General features: G+C 65.4%; 17 protein-coding genes. 3 read left to right on the top strand and 14 right to left on the bottom strand.

Going from position 1 to position 15,958, the window contains the following annotated elements; genetic code table 11:
• Nucleotides 1-25: 25 nt before the first annotated feature.
• The 4 genes from blaOXA to JQ580_RS29330 are packed head-to-tail and all read right to left on the bottom strand — an operon-like array spanning nucleotide 26 to nucleotide 3,630.
• A complete protein-coding gene (gene blaOXA / locus JQ580_RS29345; protein ID WP_249134528.1) occupies nucleotides 26-883 on the bottom strand; it encodes a class D beta-lactamase in 858 nt (285 codons plus the stop codon).
• A 33-nt stretch (nucleotides 884-916) separates the two neighbouring features.
• Nucleotides 917-1,180, bottom strand: a complete 264-nt coding sequence (locus JQ580_RS29340) for an EscU/YscU/HrcU family type III secretion system export apparatus switch protein (protein WP_094971983.1) — start codon at nucleotides 1,178-1,180, stop codon at nucleotides 917-919.
• Nucleotides 1,177-2,778, bottom strand: coding sequence for a flagellar hook-length control protein FliK (gene fliK, locus JQ580_RS29335; protein WP_212284118.1), 1,602 nt, complete (start codon nucleotides 2,776-2,778; stop codon nucleotides 1,177-1,179). The genes JQ580_RS29340 and fliK overlap by 4 nt, the downstream gene beginning before the upstream one ends.
• A 57-nt stretch (nucleotides 2,779-2,835) precedes the next feature.
• On the bottom strand, nucleotides 2,836-3,630 hold the full coding sequence (locus JQ580_RS29330; protein WP_212284116.1) for an ATP12 family chaperone protein: 795 nt from the start codon (nucleotides 3,628-3,630) through the stop codon (nucleotides 2,836-2,838).
• A gap of 74 nt (nucleotides 3,631-3,704) precedes the next feature.
• Here JQ580_RS29330 and JQ580_RS29325 point away from each other — a divergent pair, with 74 nt between their 5' ends.
• Nucleotides 3,705-4,151, top strand: a complete 447-nt coding sequence (locus JQ580_RS29325) for a hypothetical protein (RefSeq protein WP_212284114.1) — start codon at nucleotides 3,705-3,707, stop codon at nucleotides 4,149-4,151.
• Between the two features lie 135 nt (nucleotides 4,152-4,286).
• Here JQ580_RS29325 and JQ580_RS29320 read toward each other — a convergent pair whose 3' ends face one another.
• From JQ580_RS29320 to JQ580_RS29310, 3 genes are read right to left on the bottom strand one after another with little or no spacing between them, the layout of a single operon-like run.
• On the bottom strand, nucleotides 4,287-5,504 hold the full coding sequence (locus JQ580_RS29320) for an RluA family pseudouridine synthase (protein ID WP_212284112.1): 1,218 nt from the start codon (nucleotides 5,502-5,504) through the stop codon (nucleotides 4,287-4,289).
• Between the two features lie 57 nt (nucleotides 5,505-5,561).
• On the bottom strand, nucleotides 5,562-6,890 hold the full coding sequence (locus JQ580_RS29315; protein ID WP_212284110.1) for a replication-associated recombination protein A: 1,329 nt from the start codon (nucleotides 6,888-6,890) through the stop codon (nucleotides 5,562-5,564).
• Nucleotides 6,887-8,293, bottom strand: coding sequence for a DegQ family serine endoprotease (locus tag JQ580_RS29310; RefSeq protein ID WP_212284108.1), 1,407 nt, complete (start codon nucleotides 8,291-8,293; stop codon nucleotides 6,887-6,889). The genes JQ580_RS29315 and JQ580_RS29310 overlap by 4 nt, the downstream gene beginning before the upstream one ends.
• A 313-nt stretch (nucleotides 8,294-8,606) precedes the next feature.
• Here JQ580_RS29310 and JQ580_RS29305 point away from each other — a divergent pair, with 313 nt between their 5' ends.
• Complete coding sequence (locus tag JQ580_RS29305; protein WP_212284106.1) at nucleotides 8,607-10,220, top strand: OprO/OprP family phosphate-selective porin; 1,614 nt, start codon at nucleotides 8,607-8,609, stop codon at nucleotides 10,218-10,220.
• A 53-nt stretch (nucleotides 10,221-10,273) separates the two neighbouring features.
• Here JQ580_RS29305 and JQ580_RS29300 read toward each other — a convergent pair whose 3' ends face one another.
• Nucleotides 10,274-10,651: a winged helix-turn-helix transcriptional regulator gene (locus tag JQ580_RS29300; RefSeq protein WP_212284104.1), complete on the bottom strand. Its 378-nt coding sequence runs from the start codon at nucleotides 10,649-10,651 to the stop codon at nucleotides 10,274-10,276.
• A 134-nt stretch (nucleotides 10,652-10,785) separates the two neighbouring features.
• Here JQ580_RS29300 and JQ580_RS29295 point away from each other — a divergent pair, with 134 nt between their 5' ends.
• Nucleotides 10,786-11,799, top strand: coding sequence for a zinc-binding alcohol dehydrogenase family protein (locus tag JQ580_RS29295; RefSeq protein ID WP_212284102.1), 1,014 nt, complete (start codon nucleotides 10,786-10,788; stop codon nucleotides 11,797-11,799).
• Between the two features lie 100 nt (nucleotides 11,800-11,899).
• Here the strand turns inward: JQ580_RS29295 and JQ580_RS29290 are convergent, their stop codons facing one another.
• The 6 genes from JQ580_RS29290 to rpsM all read right to left on the bottom strand — a co-directional run bounded on the left by JQ580_RS29290 (nucleotide 11,900) and on the right by rpsM (nucleotide 15,942).
• Complete coding sequence (locus JQ580_RS29290; protein WP_212284100.1) at nucleotides 11,900-12,196, bottom strand: DUF1330 domain-containing protein; 297 nt, start codon at nucleotides 12,194-12,196, stop codon at nucleotides 11,900-11,902.
• An 8-nt stretch (nucleotides 12,197-12,204) separates the two neighbouring features.
• Nucleotides 12,205-12,993 carry an SDR family NAD(P)-dependent oxidoreductase gene (locus JQ580_RS29285; protein ID WP_212284098.1) on the bottom strand — a complete coding sequence of 263 codons (789 nt, stop codon included), beginning with the start codon at nucleotides 12,991-12,993 and terminating at the stop codon, nucleotides 12,205-12,207.
• A 368-nt stretch (nucleotides 12,994-13,361) separates the two neighbouring features.
• Complete coding sequence (rplQ, locus tag JQ580_RS29280; protein WP_094971994.1) at nucleotides 13,362-13,778, bottom strand: 50S ribosomal protein L17; 417 nt, start codon at nucleotides 13,776-13,778, stop codon at nucleotides 13,362-13,364.
• Nucleotides 13,779-13,917: 139 nt separating this feature from the next.
• Complete coding sequence (locus tag JQ580_RS29275; protein WP_212284096.1) at nucleotides 13,918-14,949, bottom strand: DNA-directed RNA polymerase subunit alpha; 1,032 nt, start codon at nucleotides 14,947-14,949, stop codon at nucleotides 13,918-13,920.
• Nucleotides 14,950-15,060: 111 nt separating this feature from the next.
• Nucleotides 15,061-15,450, bottom strand: a complete 390-nt coding sequence (rpsK, locus tag JQ580_RS29270; protein WP_007603045.1) for a 30S ribosomal protein S11 — start codon at nucleotides 15,448-15,450, stop codon at nucleotides 15,061-15,063.
• A 123-nt stretch (nucleotides 15,451-15,573) separates the two neighbouring features.
• A complete protein-coding gene (rpsM, locus tag JQ580_RS29265; RefSeq protein ID WP_014494511.1) occupies nucleotides 15,574-15,942 on the bottom strand; it encodes a 30S ribosomal protein S13 in 369 nt (122 codons plus the stop codon).
• Nucleotides 15,943-15,958: the final 16 nt, after the last annotated feature.

Below are 15,958 nucleotides of genomic sequence, written 5' to 3'. Positions count from 1 at the left end.
GTCGAGGAGCGCCAAGGCGACAGCGCTAGATCGCGCCGATCTCGGCAAGGCAGGCTTGCGTCAGCGGCATGCGCTCGCCGACGAGGCGCGGCTCCTTGCAATCCATGTTGAGCGCGAACACGGTATGCGTCCCGCCCTTTTCGGCCCAGCCCACCATCCAGCCGAGTGACGGCTCGCCGCGCTCGGCCCCCAGCAGGCCGGACTTGGTGCGAATGATGCTGTCGCCAACCTTGGTCACCGGCAGGATGTCAGCGACGAGGTCCTGGCTGCGCTTCGAAATCGGCAACGATCGGCGGCGCAGCCGATCGACGAAATCGACTTGCTCGACCGGATCAATGCGCAGGGCTCCGGTGAGCCAGAACTGGTCGATGCCGCCGCCGATGTCGCGGTTGCCGTAGTCGAACTCGTCGACGTATTTCTGCATGCGCTCCTGCCCGATCCGGCGCGCGATCTCCTGATAGACCGGCACCGCGCTGACCGCGATCGCACTGCGCAGCGTGTGATCCTTATTCCAGACCTCGATCGGGCGCTTCACTCCATCCCAGGGAAACACATCCTTGTCGGGATCCGTGACGACGCCGGTCTCCAGCGCGATCAGCGAGTTCGGGATCTTGAAGGTCGAAGCCGGCAGCTTGCTTTCGCCGGAGCGTTCCTTGTCGCTGGCGACGACCAGATAGTCCTCCACCTTGTAGCCGACGAAGGTTCCTGACGTGCCGAGGTCGGTGAAGCGCTTGGCGAGACTTTCACGGATCTCAGTGCGCGGCGGTGCGACATGGGCGAACGCGCGCGAAGGCAATGTGGCGGCGGCGGCGAAAAGACCGAGAGTGGAGCGGCGGGTGATCAAACGAAACGTCCGTCGTGGGATGAACTTCGCCGCGACCATGCGACCGCTATCATGGTGAAACGATGACGGGCGTCATCGTCCCCGCCCCGAAAGCCGCAGCACGAACACCAGCACTTCGGCGACCGCCTTGTAGAGATCGGGCGGGATCTCTTCGCCGAGTTCGACCTTGGACAGCGCGCCGGCCAAAACCTCGTTCTCCTCAATCGGGATGTCGTGGGCTTTGGCGATCTCGACGATCTTTTCGCCGATCGAGCCCTTGCCCTTGGCGACCACGACGGGCGCGTTCGTACCCTTTTCGTAATGCAGCGCGATGGCGAGCTTGGATGGGTCGCTCATGTCGCCCGATCCAGAAAGTGGCCGGCGCGGGCCGGCGCCGGTTGCGGCGGCGTGCCCTCGCGGACCAGGATGTCGCCGGGCTTGAGCTCTGCCCGCGTCAAGGCGTGGTTGAGCTCACCGATGCCGGCGCGGAGCTGCTGCACCGTCGCCGGCCGCTCCGCCCACATCCGCACGAAGGTCTTGTCGCCGTTCAGCGTGATCAGCGCGTGCACGGGGCCGGCCGGCTCGACATTGAGCGTGAATCGCGCGCGCCAGGCCCGCTTCACGGGATCGGCGGATTCGCCAGCGCCATCGCGCGAAATCTCGAACTGCGCCATCGCGGTGCCCTGCGGCGTTGCAAAGGGAATCTCGAAATTCCACTGCGTCGCGGCGGGGTCGATGCGATGGCCGCTGGCGTCGGTGCGATCGGGCAGTGAAGCGATCTGCAACAATGTCTGCCGCGCGATCGCGGCATCAGTGTCGTCGAGCAGGCGATGTACGGTTGCGGAGAGCGGCGTGTCCGGCGCGAGCGAGGGCGAGGCAATCGCCTGTGGCGAGGGCAATGCTCCGCGGAACGGTGGTGGCGTCGCGTGTGCGGCTGCTTCGAAGCTATGGCCGTTGGGCACCGCCTTGTTGGAGCCGGGAACATTGCCGGTCAGGCGCGGCAGGTTTTCCATGGCCTCCTGCAGCAGGCTCGCGGCAAGGCCGGCGGACATGGTGCGCGGCATCGCGGCCTGTTGAGCGTTGCCGGCAACGTCCGCCAGCACCGCGGCCGCGAGATTGGCGTTGCGAGGCGTCTGCGCGATCTCGGGGCCGGAAGCGGATGCCGGCTGCACGGCCTCGCCTGTGGCCTGGGCAGGCACGGCGGCGACCTGCGGTGTCCCCGGGGTCGCGGCCGGACTTGCGACGGCTTGTGGCGCGGCAGTCTCCAGCGTGGTCAGCGTCTGACGCAGCACCAGCAGCGCCGCCTTCAGGTCGGGCGCCGTGCCGGCCGGCGGCCTCGCGCCCGCGGCCAGAGAAGCTTCGAAGAACAAGCCGGACTTCTGGAACGCGGATTCGACATCGGCGCCATCGAGCCCGGGATTGAGCGGCGTTTGCTGCGCCAGCACGTCCAGCACCGCCTGCTTCAAGCCCGCAGGCAGATCGCTGCCGGTGACGACGGAGGCCAGATTGGCGAACAGCGGCGCCTGGCTGCCCTGCTTCGTGGCGGCCTCGGTCGAGGCCGCGGTGACCGCGACCTGCTCCAAGGGCGTCAGCGTGTTGCGGGGCCCGGTCGGGAACGGCGCCAGCGGCGGACTTTCCACCAGCGACGCCGCACGCGGCGTCAATGTGACCTGGTCGGGCGCCGCCTCGCCTGCCCCGCTCATGACGGCCAGCCGGATGGTGCCGTCGTTCTGCGACACCGCCAGCTGGAGATTCTGCCCGGGCGTCAGCGCCACCTCCGACATCACGTCCATCGAGAGGTTGGCGATCGCGATCCGCACCAGATTGTCGGCCATCACGCTGACGACCCTGGCATCGACGACGCCGCCGGCCTGCAGCACCAGATCGGGAGTCGTCGCATCAGCCACGGGGCTGGCGGCACCGACGGGAAGGATGGAAGTGACCGGCGTCGGCATCTCAGGGGGCCCATGCAGCGCTGGCCACACCATAAGGCCGCCGTCGTAAACCTCTCGTTAAGGACCTTCGGCTCCGGACGCCTTTACCGCCGCCAGAACCGCCACGGCGGCGTCGAAATCCCGGAGGCGCGTGGCCCGACGAGCAGCCGCCTCCTCGTCCAAGCCCCATTGCTCGATGTTCCAGTCCTCATCGACATGGGCGGCCGCCCAGACCTGGCCGGCGTCGCGCGCGCCGTGCGCCAGTGCCAGCGCCAGCAGCGCCGAGCCCGTCAGGGTCGTCACCACGTGGAGTGCGGCGACCGACCAGGCGTCGCCAGGCAGCGCGGCGCGCGCGGCCTGAAGCGCCTCGTCGGGCTGCTTCACGTGCATGACACCCTCGGACAGGATGAAATGCGCGCCCAGCGCCTCCGCGGCCCAGAACAGCACGGGATCCCAATGCGCGGCCTCGCGGGCGACCAGCCCTTCGGGGTAGCCGGCGCGATAGAACAGCAAATCGGACTCGAAATATTTCGCGAGGTCGTCTCTGACCAGATCGACGCGATCGACTACGCCCTCGACCACGCTGTTGGCCACCCGCGTCAGCGGCATGGTCATGGGATCGATCGTTTCGCCTTGGGCCGCCCACTCCGCGGCCACGGCATCGGCGAGGTCGCGCAAGGGGATCACCACCTGGCGGCGGGAGGGCGTGCGGATCGGCTTGCCGTCGAGCGTAATGGCGAAGCCCCCTTCGGCCTCGGTGACGCCGGCTTCCTGGTAGAAGCGCTTGCGGAGCGGCGTGCGAGCCGACGCGCGCGCCGATTCCCGCGGATCCGGCGGAGGCTGGCCTGCTGCTTCTTCGAACAATTCGCGCATGTGAGTTTTCGGTCCCGGTCGCTGAATGCTAGGCTTTTAAGGTAAGAGCGGCAGCCGATAAAGCGAGCGCGGGCATGAGGGAACTTGCGGGCATGGCGGCCCTGCTCGCCGGGCTGGGGCTGGCCGCGGCGGAGGCAGGCTTTCGCACCCCGGAATCGCTGGTCCGCAACGTCTACGCCCATTACGGCAACGGCGCGCCGGAGCTGTCAAAGGGCCTGCCGCGCGATGCGGCCACCACCCGGCAGTTCTTCGATCCGAGCCTGCGCAAGGCCTGGAGCGCGCCGCGGGTCGAGCCCTACGACTTCCTGGTGCAGAGCCCGAGCTGGCAGCTCGGCCCGGTTACGATCGCAGTCGTGCGCAGGCAATACGACAAGACCTATGTCGCGGCGAATTTCGACAATCGCGGCCGGAAGGTCGGGTTGAACTTCGTCCTGGTCAACGGCCCGGAGGGTTGGCTGATCACGGACATCGAGAGCCCGCATGACTCCTTGCGGATGTTCCTGGAGCAGTTCCGGAAGTGAGGCGGCGCACATCGCTGCCTCCACAGCGTCATTGCGAGCGTAGGGAAGCAATCCGGAATCGTTCAACTGAGGCAGTCTGGATTGCTTCGTCGCAAGAGCTCCTCGCAATGACGGGGTTACCAGCGCGCTCAGCTTCTACTCCTCCGGCGCGTTCTCGATCGGGTCGAAGCGGGCCGCATCCAGCCCCAGCAGATTCCACGACTGCTGCATGTGCTGCGGCAACGGCGCGGTGGCGTCGATCACGCCGCCGCGCGGATGCGGAATGACGATGCGGCGCGCCAAGAGATGCAGCCGGTTTTGCAGGCCGCCCGGCAGTTTCCAATTCTCGATGTTGAAATATTTGGGATCGCCGACGATGGGATGGCCGATATGCTCCATGTGGGCGCGCAGCTGGTGTGTGCGGCCTGTCACCGGCTTCAGCGACACCCAGGTCAGCTTGTTGCCGGCGGTCTCGACCACTGCGTAATAGGTCACCGCGTGGCTGGCGCCTTCGTCGCCGTGCTGGGCGATGCGCATGATGGTGTCGTCCTCGCTCTCTTCCTTGGCAAGGAAGGTCGAGATGCGGCCCTGCTTCGGCTTCGGCAGGCCCGGCACCAGCGCCCAATAGGTCTTACGCGCCGACCGCGAGCGGAACGCCCCGGTCAGATGCGAGGCCGCGAAACGGGTCTTCGCGATCAGAAGGCAGCCAGACGTGTCCTTGTCGATCCGGTGCACGAGCCGCGGCTTCTGCCCCTTGGAGTCGCGCATCACCTCCAGCATCTGGTCGATGTGCCGCGTCGTGCCGGAGCCGCCTTGCACCGCAAGCCCAAACGGCTTGTTGAGCACGAGGACGTCATCGTCCTCGTATAGCGTCATCTCCTTCAGCGCGGCGAGCGTCTTTTGCGCGGCTTCCGAGAGCGGGCTCGCAGCCTTCGGCGTGTCCAGCTTCAGCGGCGGAATGCGGACGCTCTGGCCCTCCTCCAGCCGGTCCTTGCTATCGACGCGCTTGCCGTCGACGCGCAACTCGCCTTTGCGCACGACGCGCTGGATGTGGGAGAACGACAGGCCGGGAAAGCGCGCCTCGAGGAAGCGGTCGACGCGCATGTTGTTCTCGTCGGCCGTAACCTTGACGGTCTGCACCTTGGTCGGCAGCAGCGCCTCGACGGGCTTCTCGGGCGCCGGACGCTCTTGTGGAGCGGCTTTGGCCACGCGCCGCTCGGGGCGCTCTGCAGCAAACCGCGGCGGCTTCGCCCCAGGCTTGCTGCCCGGCCGTGGTCCGGCCGCCTTCGCGGTGCGCGCCTTGAACGGACGCGACTCGTCGCGCTCGTCCCGCGAACGGGGCTTTGGGTTCATTCTCTTGATGCGGCGGCTCATGGCTGCCTGCCTAGCCCAAAAGAGGCCTCGCGTCACTGCGAAATGGCGATTTGGACCTTAGCCGCCCCGCTCCTTGCGCAGCTTGGCCCAATAGTCCAGTCGCTTCCTGATCTCGCGCTCGAAACCGCGCTCGGGCGGATCGTAGAAGGTCTGGCGGCCCAGGGCTTCCGGAAAATAGTCCTGGCCGGAGAAGGCGTCGGGAGTGTCGTGGTCGTATTCGTACGCGGCGCCGTAGCCTTCGGACTTCATCAGCTTGGTCGGCGAATTGAGGATGTGCTTGGGCGGCAGCAGCGAGCCGGCGTGCTTGGCCGTCTGCATCGCAGCCTTGAAGGCGGTGTAGACCGCGTTCGATTTCGGCGCGGTGGCGAGATAGACGACCGCCTGCGCGATCGCGAGCTCGCCCTCGGGATGGCCGAGGAAATCGAAGGCGTCCTTGGCCGCATTGGCGATGACGAGTCCTTGCGGATCGGCAAGACCGATGTCCTCCACCGCCATGCGCACGACACGGCGGGCCAGGAACAGCGGGTCCTCGCCGGCATCCAGCATCCGGCAGAGATAATACAGGGCGGCATCGGGATCGGAGCCGCGCACCGACTTATGCAGCGCCGAGATCAAATTGTAATGGCCATCGGCCGATTTGTCGTAGATCGGCGCGCGGCGCTGCAAAATCTCCTGCAGCTGCGCGGCATTGAAAATCTCGTCCGCCCGCGCCGAGCGCCAGACCTCTTCAGCGAGCGTCAGCGACGCCCTTCCATCGCCATCGGCCATGCGTACCAGCACCGCGCGCGCCTCCGCATCGAGCGGCAGCTTCTTGCCCTCGACCGCCTCGGCATGCGCGAACAGCTTCTCGATCGCGGCAGCATCGAGCGAGCGAAACACCAAGACGCGCGCACGCGACAGAAGCGCCGCGTTGAGCTCGAAGGACGGGTTTTCGGTGGTGGCGCCGACCATCACCACCGTGCCGTCTTCCATCACGGGCAGAAACGAATCCTGCTGGGCGCGATTGAATCTGTGCACCTCGTCGACGAACAGCAGCGTGCCCTTGCCCATCTCGCGGCGGGCACGCGCGGCGTCGAACGCCTTCTTCAGATCGGCGACGCCCGAGAACACGGCGGAGATCTGCTCGAAATGCAGGTCGGTCGCGTCCGCCAGCAGCCGCGCCACCGTGGTCTTGCCGGTGCCGGGCGGCCCCCAGAACACCAGCGACCCCAGCGTGCGCGTCTCCAGCATGCGCGTCAGTGCACCGTCGGGGCCGAGGATGTGGTCCTGGCCGACGACCTCCGACAGCGTGCGCGGGCGCAGCCGGTCCGGCAGCGGATGCGGGGCCTCGTGGTCGAGCCCCGCCGCGGCAAAGAGAGTTGGCGCTTGTGGTCGCTTCGGACTCATCCGCCCAGCGTGACGTTGATCTGCTGACCGCCGCGCACCAGCGTGATGCGCCAGATCCGCGGGCGCTCCCCCGCGGCCTTTTCGAGGTCGCCGGTCTTGCTGATCTTCTGGTTGTTGACGGCCAGGATAATGTCGCCTTTCTGGAAGCCGACATTCGCGGCTGCGCTGTCGCCGGCGAGATCGGTGATCACGACGCCTTCGGTGTCGGCGTCCAGATGCAACTCGTCGGCGACCGCAGGCGTGATGGTCGAGACCTTGGCGCCCTGGAACGGGGATCGCGCGGTGACGACCAGTTCGTTGCGGCCCACATCGGGGGCGGTCTCCAGCGCGATCGTCAGCTTGAGCGGTTTGCCGCCGCGCTGCACGTCGATCTGCGCGGTGCCGCCGAGCGGACGGGTGGCGAAGCGATAGTCGAAGGCGTTGGGATCATCCACGACCTGGCCGTCGATCCCGATGATGAGATCGGAGGATTTCAGGCCGGCCTTTGCCGCGGGACCATTCGACACAACGCTCGCGACCAGCGCGCCGATCGGCGAACGCAGACCGAGGCTCTCGGCGATCTCGGGCGTCACCGCCTGTAATTTTGCTCCGAGCCAGGGACGCTTCACCGCCTTGCCGCCGCTCTTGGCGGAGGCGACGACGAGACGCACCATGTTGGATGGAATCGCAAAGCCGATGCCTTGCGAGCCGCCGGAGCGCGAATAGATCGCGGTGTTGATGCCGGCGAGCTTGCCGCTCATGTCGACCAGCGCACCGCCGGAATTGCCGGGATTGATCGCCGCATCGGTCTGGATGAAGAACTGATAGTCGGTGATGCCGACCTGCGTGCGCGCCAGCGCCGAGATGATGCCGTGGGTCACGGTCTGGCCGACGCCGAAGGGATTGCCGATCGCGAGCACGACGTCGCCGACAAGCAATTCATCGGAATTGGTAAAATCGAGCGTCGGAAATTTCTCCTTGGTGTCCTTCAAGCGCAGCACGGCAAGATCGGTGCGCGTATCCTTCAGCAGGATCTCCGCCTCGAACTCGCGCTTGTCCGACAGCGACACCTTGACCTGGTCGGCGCCCTCGATGACGTGGACGTTGGTGACGACGAGGCCGGAGGCATCGACGATGACGCCGGAGCCGAGCGAGCGCTGCATCTGTTCGGGCTGCTGGCCCGGCACGCCGAAGAAGCGGCGGAAGACCGGATCGTCCAGCAGCGGGTTGCGGTTCTGCACCACCTTGGCGGCATAGACGTTGACCACGGCCGGCTGCACCCGCTGCACGATCGGGGCATAGGACAGCCGCAATTCAGCCGGCGACGACGGGACCCGACGGTCCTGCGCCGCAGCCGGATCGAAGTGGAAAGAAAACGCTGTGCACACCGCCGTGACGACGGCGATCCAGGTCGATCGAAGCATTCATACCTCTCGGAAAAGACGACGGAATATAGGCGCGTTCGCCCGCCAATAGAAGGGCGCCGGCCGGCAATTCGGCCCCCTTTCCGGTGTGTCCGCAATGCAAGCTCGGCGTGCGAATCGACAATTTTCCCGAGGGGTCGATTGGCATGATGTACCTCATCCCGCATTGTGAGGCCGCGCGGATTCGGGTGCGGCGAATTTGCATCAGCGGAACCCGCTCAACGGGACGCGGCGTCGCGGGGTAGTCATCGATCACACCTAGGCTCTCCCGCAGTCGACTTGGGGAAGTTTCGTGAAACGATGGAGGCGTGACGTGAGCAGGACAAGAATTGCGGCCACGGCGATTGGTCTCGCCGGCGCGCTGGCGGCCTCGCAGGCCCAAGCTCAATCGGGAAACAGCAGCGCGCAGGAGATCGCGCTGCTCAAGCAACAGCTGAAGATGCTGGAGCAGAAGCTCGACAAGCTCCAGAGCCAGACTGCGGCGAACACCGCCGCCACCGCGAAGGCGCGAGTCGAAGCCAAGGCCGAGGCGAAGGCCGAAGCGCGCTCGGAAGCCAAGGCGGTGGTGGCCAACGCGAACGCGGCGATCCCGGTCAAGGGGCCGGCACCGGCGTCCGGTGTGGTCGTGACCATGCCGAACAACCGCCCCACGATCTGCACCGCCGACCAAGCCAATTGCGTCGCCATCACCAGCCGCCTCCATTACGATGTCGGAGGCTACGACTATCGCCCCAACACGGCAGCCACCGTGCCGCAGAAGCTCGACAGCGGCCAGAACGTCCGCCGCGCGCGCATCGGCGTCACCGGCAAGTTCCTCAACGACTGGAACTTCGCGCTCATCTACGATTTCGGCGGCTCCTCCGACGGCTTTGGCGGCACGGCACCGGGCTCGCTGCCGGGCGGCGGCGTCTCGGGCGTCGAGAACGCCTATCTCAGCTTCACCGGCTTGAAGCCGTTCGGCGGCAAGATGGCAGTCGAAGCCGGCATCATGGACCTGCCCTACACGCTGGATGAAGCCACCAGCTCCAACGACATCATGTTCATGGAACGCGCCTCGGCCGGCATCATCGCGACCAATATCGCGGCCGGCGACTTCCGCTCAGCGGCCGGTACGCGATGGTACAACGACCAACTCTGGATCGGCGGCTACGTCACGGGGCCGACGACCGGCGCGATCCACTCGGCTTCAAGCGCGGCGCCGGCAGGCACGAGCGAGCAATATGGCGCAGTCGCGCGCGTTGCCGGCAATCCCATCAGCGGCAAGGACTATTCGGTGCATATCGGCGCCGACGCCCAGTGGCTGATCCAGCCGCCGCGCAATCTCATCGCCAACACACAAACGGTCACGCTCAGCGATCGTCCGGAGTTGCGTCTCGACCCGACCACGCTGATCTCCACCGGCGCGATCGCCAATGCCTCAGGCGCGCAGGTCTACAGCGTCGAAGCCGCAGCGACCTATGGTCCACTCATCGTTCAGGGCGAGTACTTCTGGTACAATATCGACCGAACCGCCAACACCGGCGTGCCACTGGTCGGCGCACCCAGCCTGAAATTCCAGGGCGGTTATGCGCAGGCCGGCTACGTGCTCACGGGCGAAGGCCGCAGCTACAACGCCGCCAACGCGGCCTATGGCGGCGTCAAGCCGGCGCACCCGTTCTCGCTCGAAGGCGGCGGCTGGGGCGCGTGGGAAATCGCAGGACGGTTCTCGACGGTCGACCTCAACAGTCAGCTGGGCACAGCGACCGGGATCGCAGGCGGGCGGCAGACCGTCTACACGCTGGCGCTCAACTGGTACGTCAACGGCAACGTCCGCTTCATGCTCGACTACCTGCATGGCACGGTGTCGCGGCAGGCTTCGCCGGTCTCGACCGCCGATGCCGGCTCGAAGTTCGACGCGGTCGCGATGCGCACGCAGTTCGCGTTCTAGCATCGCCCGTCATCCCGGGCGCGCGCAAGCGCGAGCCCGGGACCATGCGGGAATTACGCCGCGCGCTTCGGCTTTCTCACCACCACCGGCGGCGCTGCGCAGGACAGCCGCTGCTGATGGCTCTCGCCCCAGGCCTTCAGGATGTCGATCACCGGCTTGAGGCTCTCACCCAACTCGGAGAGACAATACTCCACCCGCGGCGGCACCTCCGCATAGACCTTGCGGATGACGAGCTTGTCCTCCTCCAGCGCGCGAAGCTGTTTTGTCAGCATGCGCTGGGTGATGCCGGGCATCCGGCGGCGCAGTTCGCCGAAGCGCTGGGTGCCGCTCTGCAGGTGATAGAGGATCACGCCCTTCCATTTGCCATCGATCAGATCCAACGTCGCCTCGACCGAGCAGCCCGGGCGCCGCGCAAAATCGCGCCGTTTCATGCGTATTTTCCAATGGTATCCAAACAGGGACTATATCCCCGAATTTACAGTACTTGCCAAAAGGGAGCCAGCGGGACAGTTAGCAGGTCAGGCGCCCCTGCCGTGGCTGCGCGCCATCTGGATGGAGACAAGCCATGAAAGCCGTCGGCTACAAGAAATCGCTTCCGATCGAGGACGCGGATTCGCTGATCGATTTCGAGACCGCCAAGCCCGAGCCAAAGGGACGCGACATCCGCGTCGCCGTGAAGGCGATCTCGGCCAACCCGGTCGATTACAAGGTGCGCAAGCGCGCAGCGCCGCCCGAGGGCGAGACCAAGATCTTGGGCTACGACGCGGCCGGCGTGGTCGATGCGGTCGGTCCCGAGGTCACGCTGTTCAAGCCGGGCGACGAGGTGTTTTACGCCGGCTCGATCCTGCGCCAGGGCACCAATGCCGAATTCCATCTGGTCGACGAACGCATCACAGGCCTCAAGCCGAGGTCGCTCTCGTTTGCCCAGTCAGCCGCCCTTCCCCTCACCTCCATCACCGCCTGGGAATTGCTGTTCGATCGACTCGGCGCGGTGCCCGGCAAGAGCGTCGATCCGCGCACGCTGCTGATCACGGGCGGCGCCGGCGGCGTCGGCTCGATTCTGATCCAGCTTGCCCGCCGCCTCACCGGTCTCACGGTGGTCGCGACTGCGACGCGTCCGGAATCGCAGACATGGTGTCTCGATCTGGGCGCACACGCGGTGATCGATCATGGCCAACCGATGAAGGAGCAGATCGAAAATTTGAAGCTGCCGCCGGTCGCGCTGGTGGCGAGCCTCACCTTCACCGACCAGCACTACAAGGCGATCGCCGAATTGATGGCGCCGCAAGGCCGGTTCGGCCTGATCGACGATCCCCCGGAGTTCAACATGAGTACGTTCAAGGGCAAGGCGATTTCGGTCCACTGGGAATCGATGTTCACGCGCTCCTCGTTCCAGACGGCAGACATGATCGCGCAACATCATCTGCTGAACGACGTCGCAGACCTCATCGACAAGGGCGTGCTGCGTACCACGCTCGATCAGACTTTCGGCACGATCAACGCCGCCAACCTCAAGCGCGCGCATGCGCTGCTCGAGAGCGGAAAATCGCGCGGCAAGATCGTGCTGGAGGGGTGGTAGGCAAAGGTCTCGCAGGGTGGGCAAACGCGCACTTGCGCCGTGCCCACCATTTCTCGACCCGCAACCGGTGGGCGCGCCTCGTTTGCTCAACCAACGGCAGCTACGCTTCGGTTGCGCCTTCGACGAACACCAGACGCCGCTCCAGCGCCGTCTGCCGCACCTTCAGCGCCTCCGCATATTCCGGCGAGGCGTACCACTCCTTCAGCCTCGCCATCGACGCGAATTCGACGACGACGATGGCCTTCGCTGGTAGGTGGCCTTCAGCAAGCTCGGCCTTGCCGCCGCGGACGAGATAACGCCCGCCGTACTGCGCGATCGTCCTCGCGGCAAGCGTGCGATAGGCCTCGAATGCGTCGGGATCGCGCATCTCGACTTCGGAAATCACATAGGCCGCCATGCTTGGCCTCAGGCGATCGTATTGACGATGCCGCCTTCCGCGCGCAGCGCCGCACCGTTGGTCGCGGACGCCTGCTTCGAGGCGACATAGACCACCATGTTGGCGATCTCGTCGACGCTGGCGAAGCGCTGCAAAAGCGAGCTCGGGCGATGCTGCTTGACGAAATTGGCGGCGGCCTCATCGACCGACTGCCCGTTCTGCTTGGCGAGATCCTTCACGAAAGTCTCGACGCCCTCCGACATCGTCGGTCCGGGCAGCACGGAGTTGACAGTAACACCCGTGCCGCGAGTGAGCTGCGCCAGGCCGCGCGCGACCGAGAGCTGGGCGGTCTTGCTCATGCCGTAGTGGATCATCTCGACGGGAATGTTGAGCCCGGACTCCGATGAGATGAAGACGATGCGGCCCCAATTGCGCTTCAGCATGCCCTTGAGATAAGCGCGCGACAGCCGCACGCCGCTCATGACGTTGACCTCGAAGAAGCGGCTCCAGTCCTCGTCCGGGATGTCGAAGAAATCCTTGGGCTCGAAGATGCCGGCGTTGTTGATGAGGATGTCGACGTCCGGCAACGCCGCAACCAGCGCCTTGCAGCCCGCGGCAGTCGAGACGTCGGCAGCGATTCCGCGCACCTTCGCGCCCGTCGCTTCCAGCTTGCGCACGGCGGCGTCGACCTTGTCCTGGCCCCGGCCGTTGATCACGACACTGGCGCCGGAGGCCGCGAGGCCGTTGGCAATGGCGTGGCCGATGCCGGCAGTCGAGCCGGTCACGAGGGCGGTCTTTCCGGAAAGGTCGATGTTCATGCGTGGCTCCATGAGGGTTGGCGGAAATATCGTGCACTGCGCAAGCAGCTTCAACCGACCCTCACTGAGGCGTGAGGATCGGCCGCGATGACCGCACGCCGCAAGCCGGGCAAAGCGCAGCGCCCCTTCTTGTCGACGCTGGATGCGCTGCAATGGGGAGCATACACCAGCGGCGAGTTGAGCTTGCCCCGCAGCACACGATGCCTTGCGTAATCGCACGTTCGATTTGGCGATTGCCCTTGGCGCCAAGGCCTCACGAAGTCGCCCGCTTTGCAGGCAATGGGAAGCGGTCAGGGGCCAACGGCCACGGCATACAAAAAAACGGCGCCCAAGGGGCGCCGCTTTCTGAAACTCGAATACCGACCGGCTTACGCCGCCTCGGCTTCCTTCTCCTGCACCGGACCGGAATCCTGGCCCTTGGCGTCGACGTCGCGATCGACGAACTCGATCACGGCCATCGGGGCGTTGTCGCCGTAGCGGAAGCCGGCCTTGATGATGCGGGTGTAGCCGCCCTGACGGTCCTTGTAGCGAGCCGCCAGCACGTCGAACAGCTTCCTGACCTGGTCCTTGTCGCGCATCTCGGAGATCGCCTGGCGGCGCATCGCCAGCCCACCCTTCTTACCGAGGGTGACGAGCTTCTCGACGATCGGACGCAATTCCTTCGCCTTCGGCAGTGTGGTGACGATCTGCTCGTGCTTGATCAGCGCAGCGCACATGTTGGCGAACATCGCGCGGCGATGCTCGGCCGTACGATTGAGCTTCCGATGAACCTTGCCGTGACGCATGTGACTATTCCTTACGTAAAAACTGCCGCGACGGTTCGTCGGACATGTTGCTCAGGTGGGCTGCCTGCGTTCGCCCAGATAGCGAGTGGTGAATGGCGAGCAGCGACTTCCGCTATTCGCCAGTCCCCATTCGCCGAACTCAGTAGTGATCCTCGAAGCGCTTGGCGAGCTCGTCGATGTTCTCCGGCGGCCAGCCCGGCACTTCCATGCCGAGATGCAGACCCATCTGGGCCAGCACTTCCTTGATCTCGTTGAGCGACTTGCGGCCGAAGTTCGGAGTGCGGAGCATTTCCGCTTCGCTCTTCTGCACGAGGTCGCCGATGTAGACGATGTTGTCGTTCTTCAAGCAATTGGCCGAACGCACCGACAGCTCGAGCTCGTCCACCTTCTTGAGGAAGGCCGGGTTGAAGGCGAGGTCCGGGATGATCTCCTGGGCGACTTCCTTGCGCGGCTCTTCGAAGTTGACGAACACGTTGAGCTGATCCTGGAGGATGCGAGCGGCATAGGCCACCGAATCATCCGGCGTCAGCGCGCCGTTGGTCTCGATCGTCATGGTCAGCTTGTCGTAGTCGAGGATCTGGCCCTCACGGGTGTTCTCGACCTTGTAGGAGACCTTGCGGACCGGCGAGTACAGGCTGTCGACCGGGATCAGGCCGATCGGCGCATCCTCGGGACGGTTGCGCTCGGCGGGCACGTAGCCCTTGCCGGTGGCGACCGTGAACTCCATGCGGATCTCGGCACCCTCGTCGAGGGTGCAGATCTGCAGGTCCGGGTTCAGCACGACGACGTCGCCCACGGTCTGGATGTCGCCGGCGGTGACGACGCCCGGGCCGGACTTCTTCACGACCATGCGCTTGGGGCCTTCGCCCTGCATCTTGATCGAGATGTCCTTGATGTTGAGCACGATGTCGGTGACGTCCTCACGAACGCCCGCGATCGAGGAGAACTCGTGCAGCACGCCGTCGATGTGCACCGACTGCACCGCTGCGCCCTGGAGCGAGGAGAGCAGGATGCGGCGCAGCGCGTTGCCGAGGGTCTGGCCGAAGCCGCGTTCGAGCGGCTCGGCGACGATGGTCGCGAAACGGTTCGAATCGCTGCCGGGCGTGACCTGGAGCTTGTTCGGTCGAATCAGTTCTTGCCAATTTTTCTGGATCGTCACTGTTTCACCCATACAGGCCAGCTATACTGCGATTGCAGATACTGGCGTTGGAGAAAGGCCGCAGATCATTCCCGCGGCTTTGCAAAAAAGAATCGCGGACGCCGATGCGCCCGCAATTTCGTATCAAACGCGCCGACGCTTGCGGGGACGGCAACCGTTGTGCGGGATCGTGGTCACGTCACGGATCGAGGTGACGGTGAAGCCTGCGGCCTGAAGCGCGCGGAGAGCCGATTCGCGGCCCGAACCGGGACCCGCGACTTCGACTTCCAGCGTGCGCATGCCGTGTTCCTGCGCCTTCTTGGACACGTCTTCGGCGGCAACCTGCGCGGCGTACGGGGTCGACTTGCGCGAGCCCTTGAAGCCCATCGTGCCGGCGGAAGACCAGGCAATCGTGTTGCCCTGCGCGTCGGTGATGGTGATGGTCGTGTTGTTGAACGACGAGTTCACGTGCGCGACGCCGGAGGCGATGTTCTTGCGCTCACGACGACGAACGCGGGTGGCTTCCTTGCCCATAGAGTACCTTTCCTGAAGATCTCAAACGCCGCCGTAGTGCCAGCGGCTACACCTGTGGAACGAAAGACGTGCGGCGAACGGGTCGCCCCTGTTCGCCACACGCCGCGATTTGGATTCGAAAACTTACTTCTTCTTGCCGGCGATGGCCTTGGCCGGACCCTTGCGCGTACGCGCATTGGTGTGGGTGCGCTGGCCGCGCACCGGAAGGCCGCGACGATGACGCAGGCCGCGATAGCAGCCGAGGTCCATCAGACGCTTGATGTTGATGCCGACCTCACGACGCAGGTCGCCCTCGACGAGATAGTCGCGGTCGATCACTTCGCGGATCTGGAGCACTTCGGCATCGCTCAGCTGATTGACGCGACGATCCTCGGGGATCTTCACCTTTTCGAGAATCTCGCCAGCGATCTTCTGGCCGATGCCATGGATATACTGGAGCGCGATCAGCACGCGCTTGTTGGTCGGGATGTTCACGCCGGCAATACGGGCCACGGCCTTCTCTCCTGTT

The organism is Bradyrhizobium sp. SZCCT0148, from assembly GCF_018129985.1.
Lineage (GTDB): Bacteria > Pseudomonadota > Alphaproteobacteria > Rhizobiales > Xanthobacteraceae > Bradyrhizobium > Bradyrhizobium japonicum_H.
This window is presented reverse-complemented; position numbering and strand designations above follow the sequence as displayed.

Coding starts and splice junctions, on each gene's coding strand:
- JQ580_RS29285 (WP_212284098.1), bottom strand. CDS start 12,993: ATGAACATCGACCTTTCCGGAAAGACCGCCCTCGTGACCGGCTCGACT.
- rplQ (WP_094971994.1), bottom strand. CDS start 13,778: ATGCGTCACGGCAAGGTTCATCGGAAGCTCAATCGTACGGCCGAGCAT.
- JQ580_RS29320 (WP_212284112.1), bottom strand. CDS start 5,504: ATGAGCCGCCGCATCAAGAGAATGAACCCAAAGCCCCGTTCGCGGGAC.
- JQ580_RS29295 (WP_212284102.1), top strand. CDS start 10,786: ATGAAAGCCGTCGGCTACAAGAAATCGCTTCCGATCGAGGACGCGGAT.
- JQ580_RS29300 (WP_212284104.1), bottom strand. CDS start 10,651: ATGAAACGGCGCGATTTTGCGCGGCGCCCGGGCTGCTCGGTCGAGGCG.
- JQ580_RS29340 (WP_094971983.1), bottom strand. CDS start 1,180: ATGAGCGACCCATCCAAGCTCGCCATCGCGCTGCATTACGAAAAGGGT.
- JQ580_RS29310 (WP_212284108.1), bottom strand. CDS start 8,293: ATGCTTCGATCGACCTGGATCGCCGTCGTCACGGCGGTGTGCACAGCG.
- JQ580_RS29275 (WP_212284096.1), bottom strand. CDS start 14,949: ATGGGTGAAACAGTGACGATCCAGAAAAATTGGCAAGAACTGATTCGA.
- rpsK (WP_007603045.1), bottom strand. CDS start 15,450: ATGGGCAAGGAAGCCACCCGCGTTCGTCGTCGTGAGCGCAAGAACATC.
- JQ580_RS29330 (WP_212284116.1), bottom strand. CDS start 3,630: ATGCGCGAATTGTTCGAAGAAGCAGCAGGCCAGCCTCCGCCGGATCCG.
- JQ580_RS29325 (WP_212284114.1), top strand. CDS start 3,705: ATGAGGGAACTTGCGGGCATGGCGGCCCTGCTCGCCGGGCTGGGGCTG.
- JQ580_RS29315 (WP_212284110.1), bottom strand. CDS start 6,890: ATGAGTCCGAAGCGACCACAAGCGCCAACTCTCTTTGCCGCGGCGGGG.
- blaOXA (WP_249134528.1), bottom strand. CDS start 883: ATGGTCGCGGCGAAGTTCATCCCACGACGGACGTTTCGTTTGATCACC.
- fliK (WP_212284118.1), bottom strand. CDS start 2,778: ATGCCGACGCCGGTCACTTCCATCCTTCCCGTCGGTGCCGCCAGCCCC.
- JQ580_RS29290 (WP_212284100.1), bottom strand. CDS start 12,196: ATGGCGGCCTATGTGATTTCCGAAGTCGAGATGCGCGATCCCGACGCA.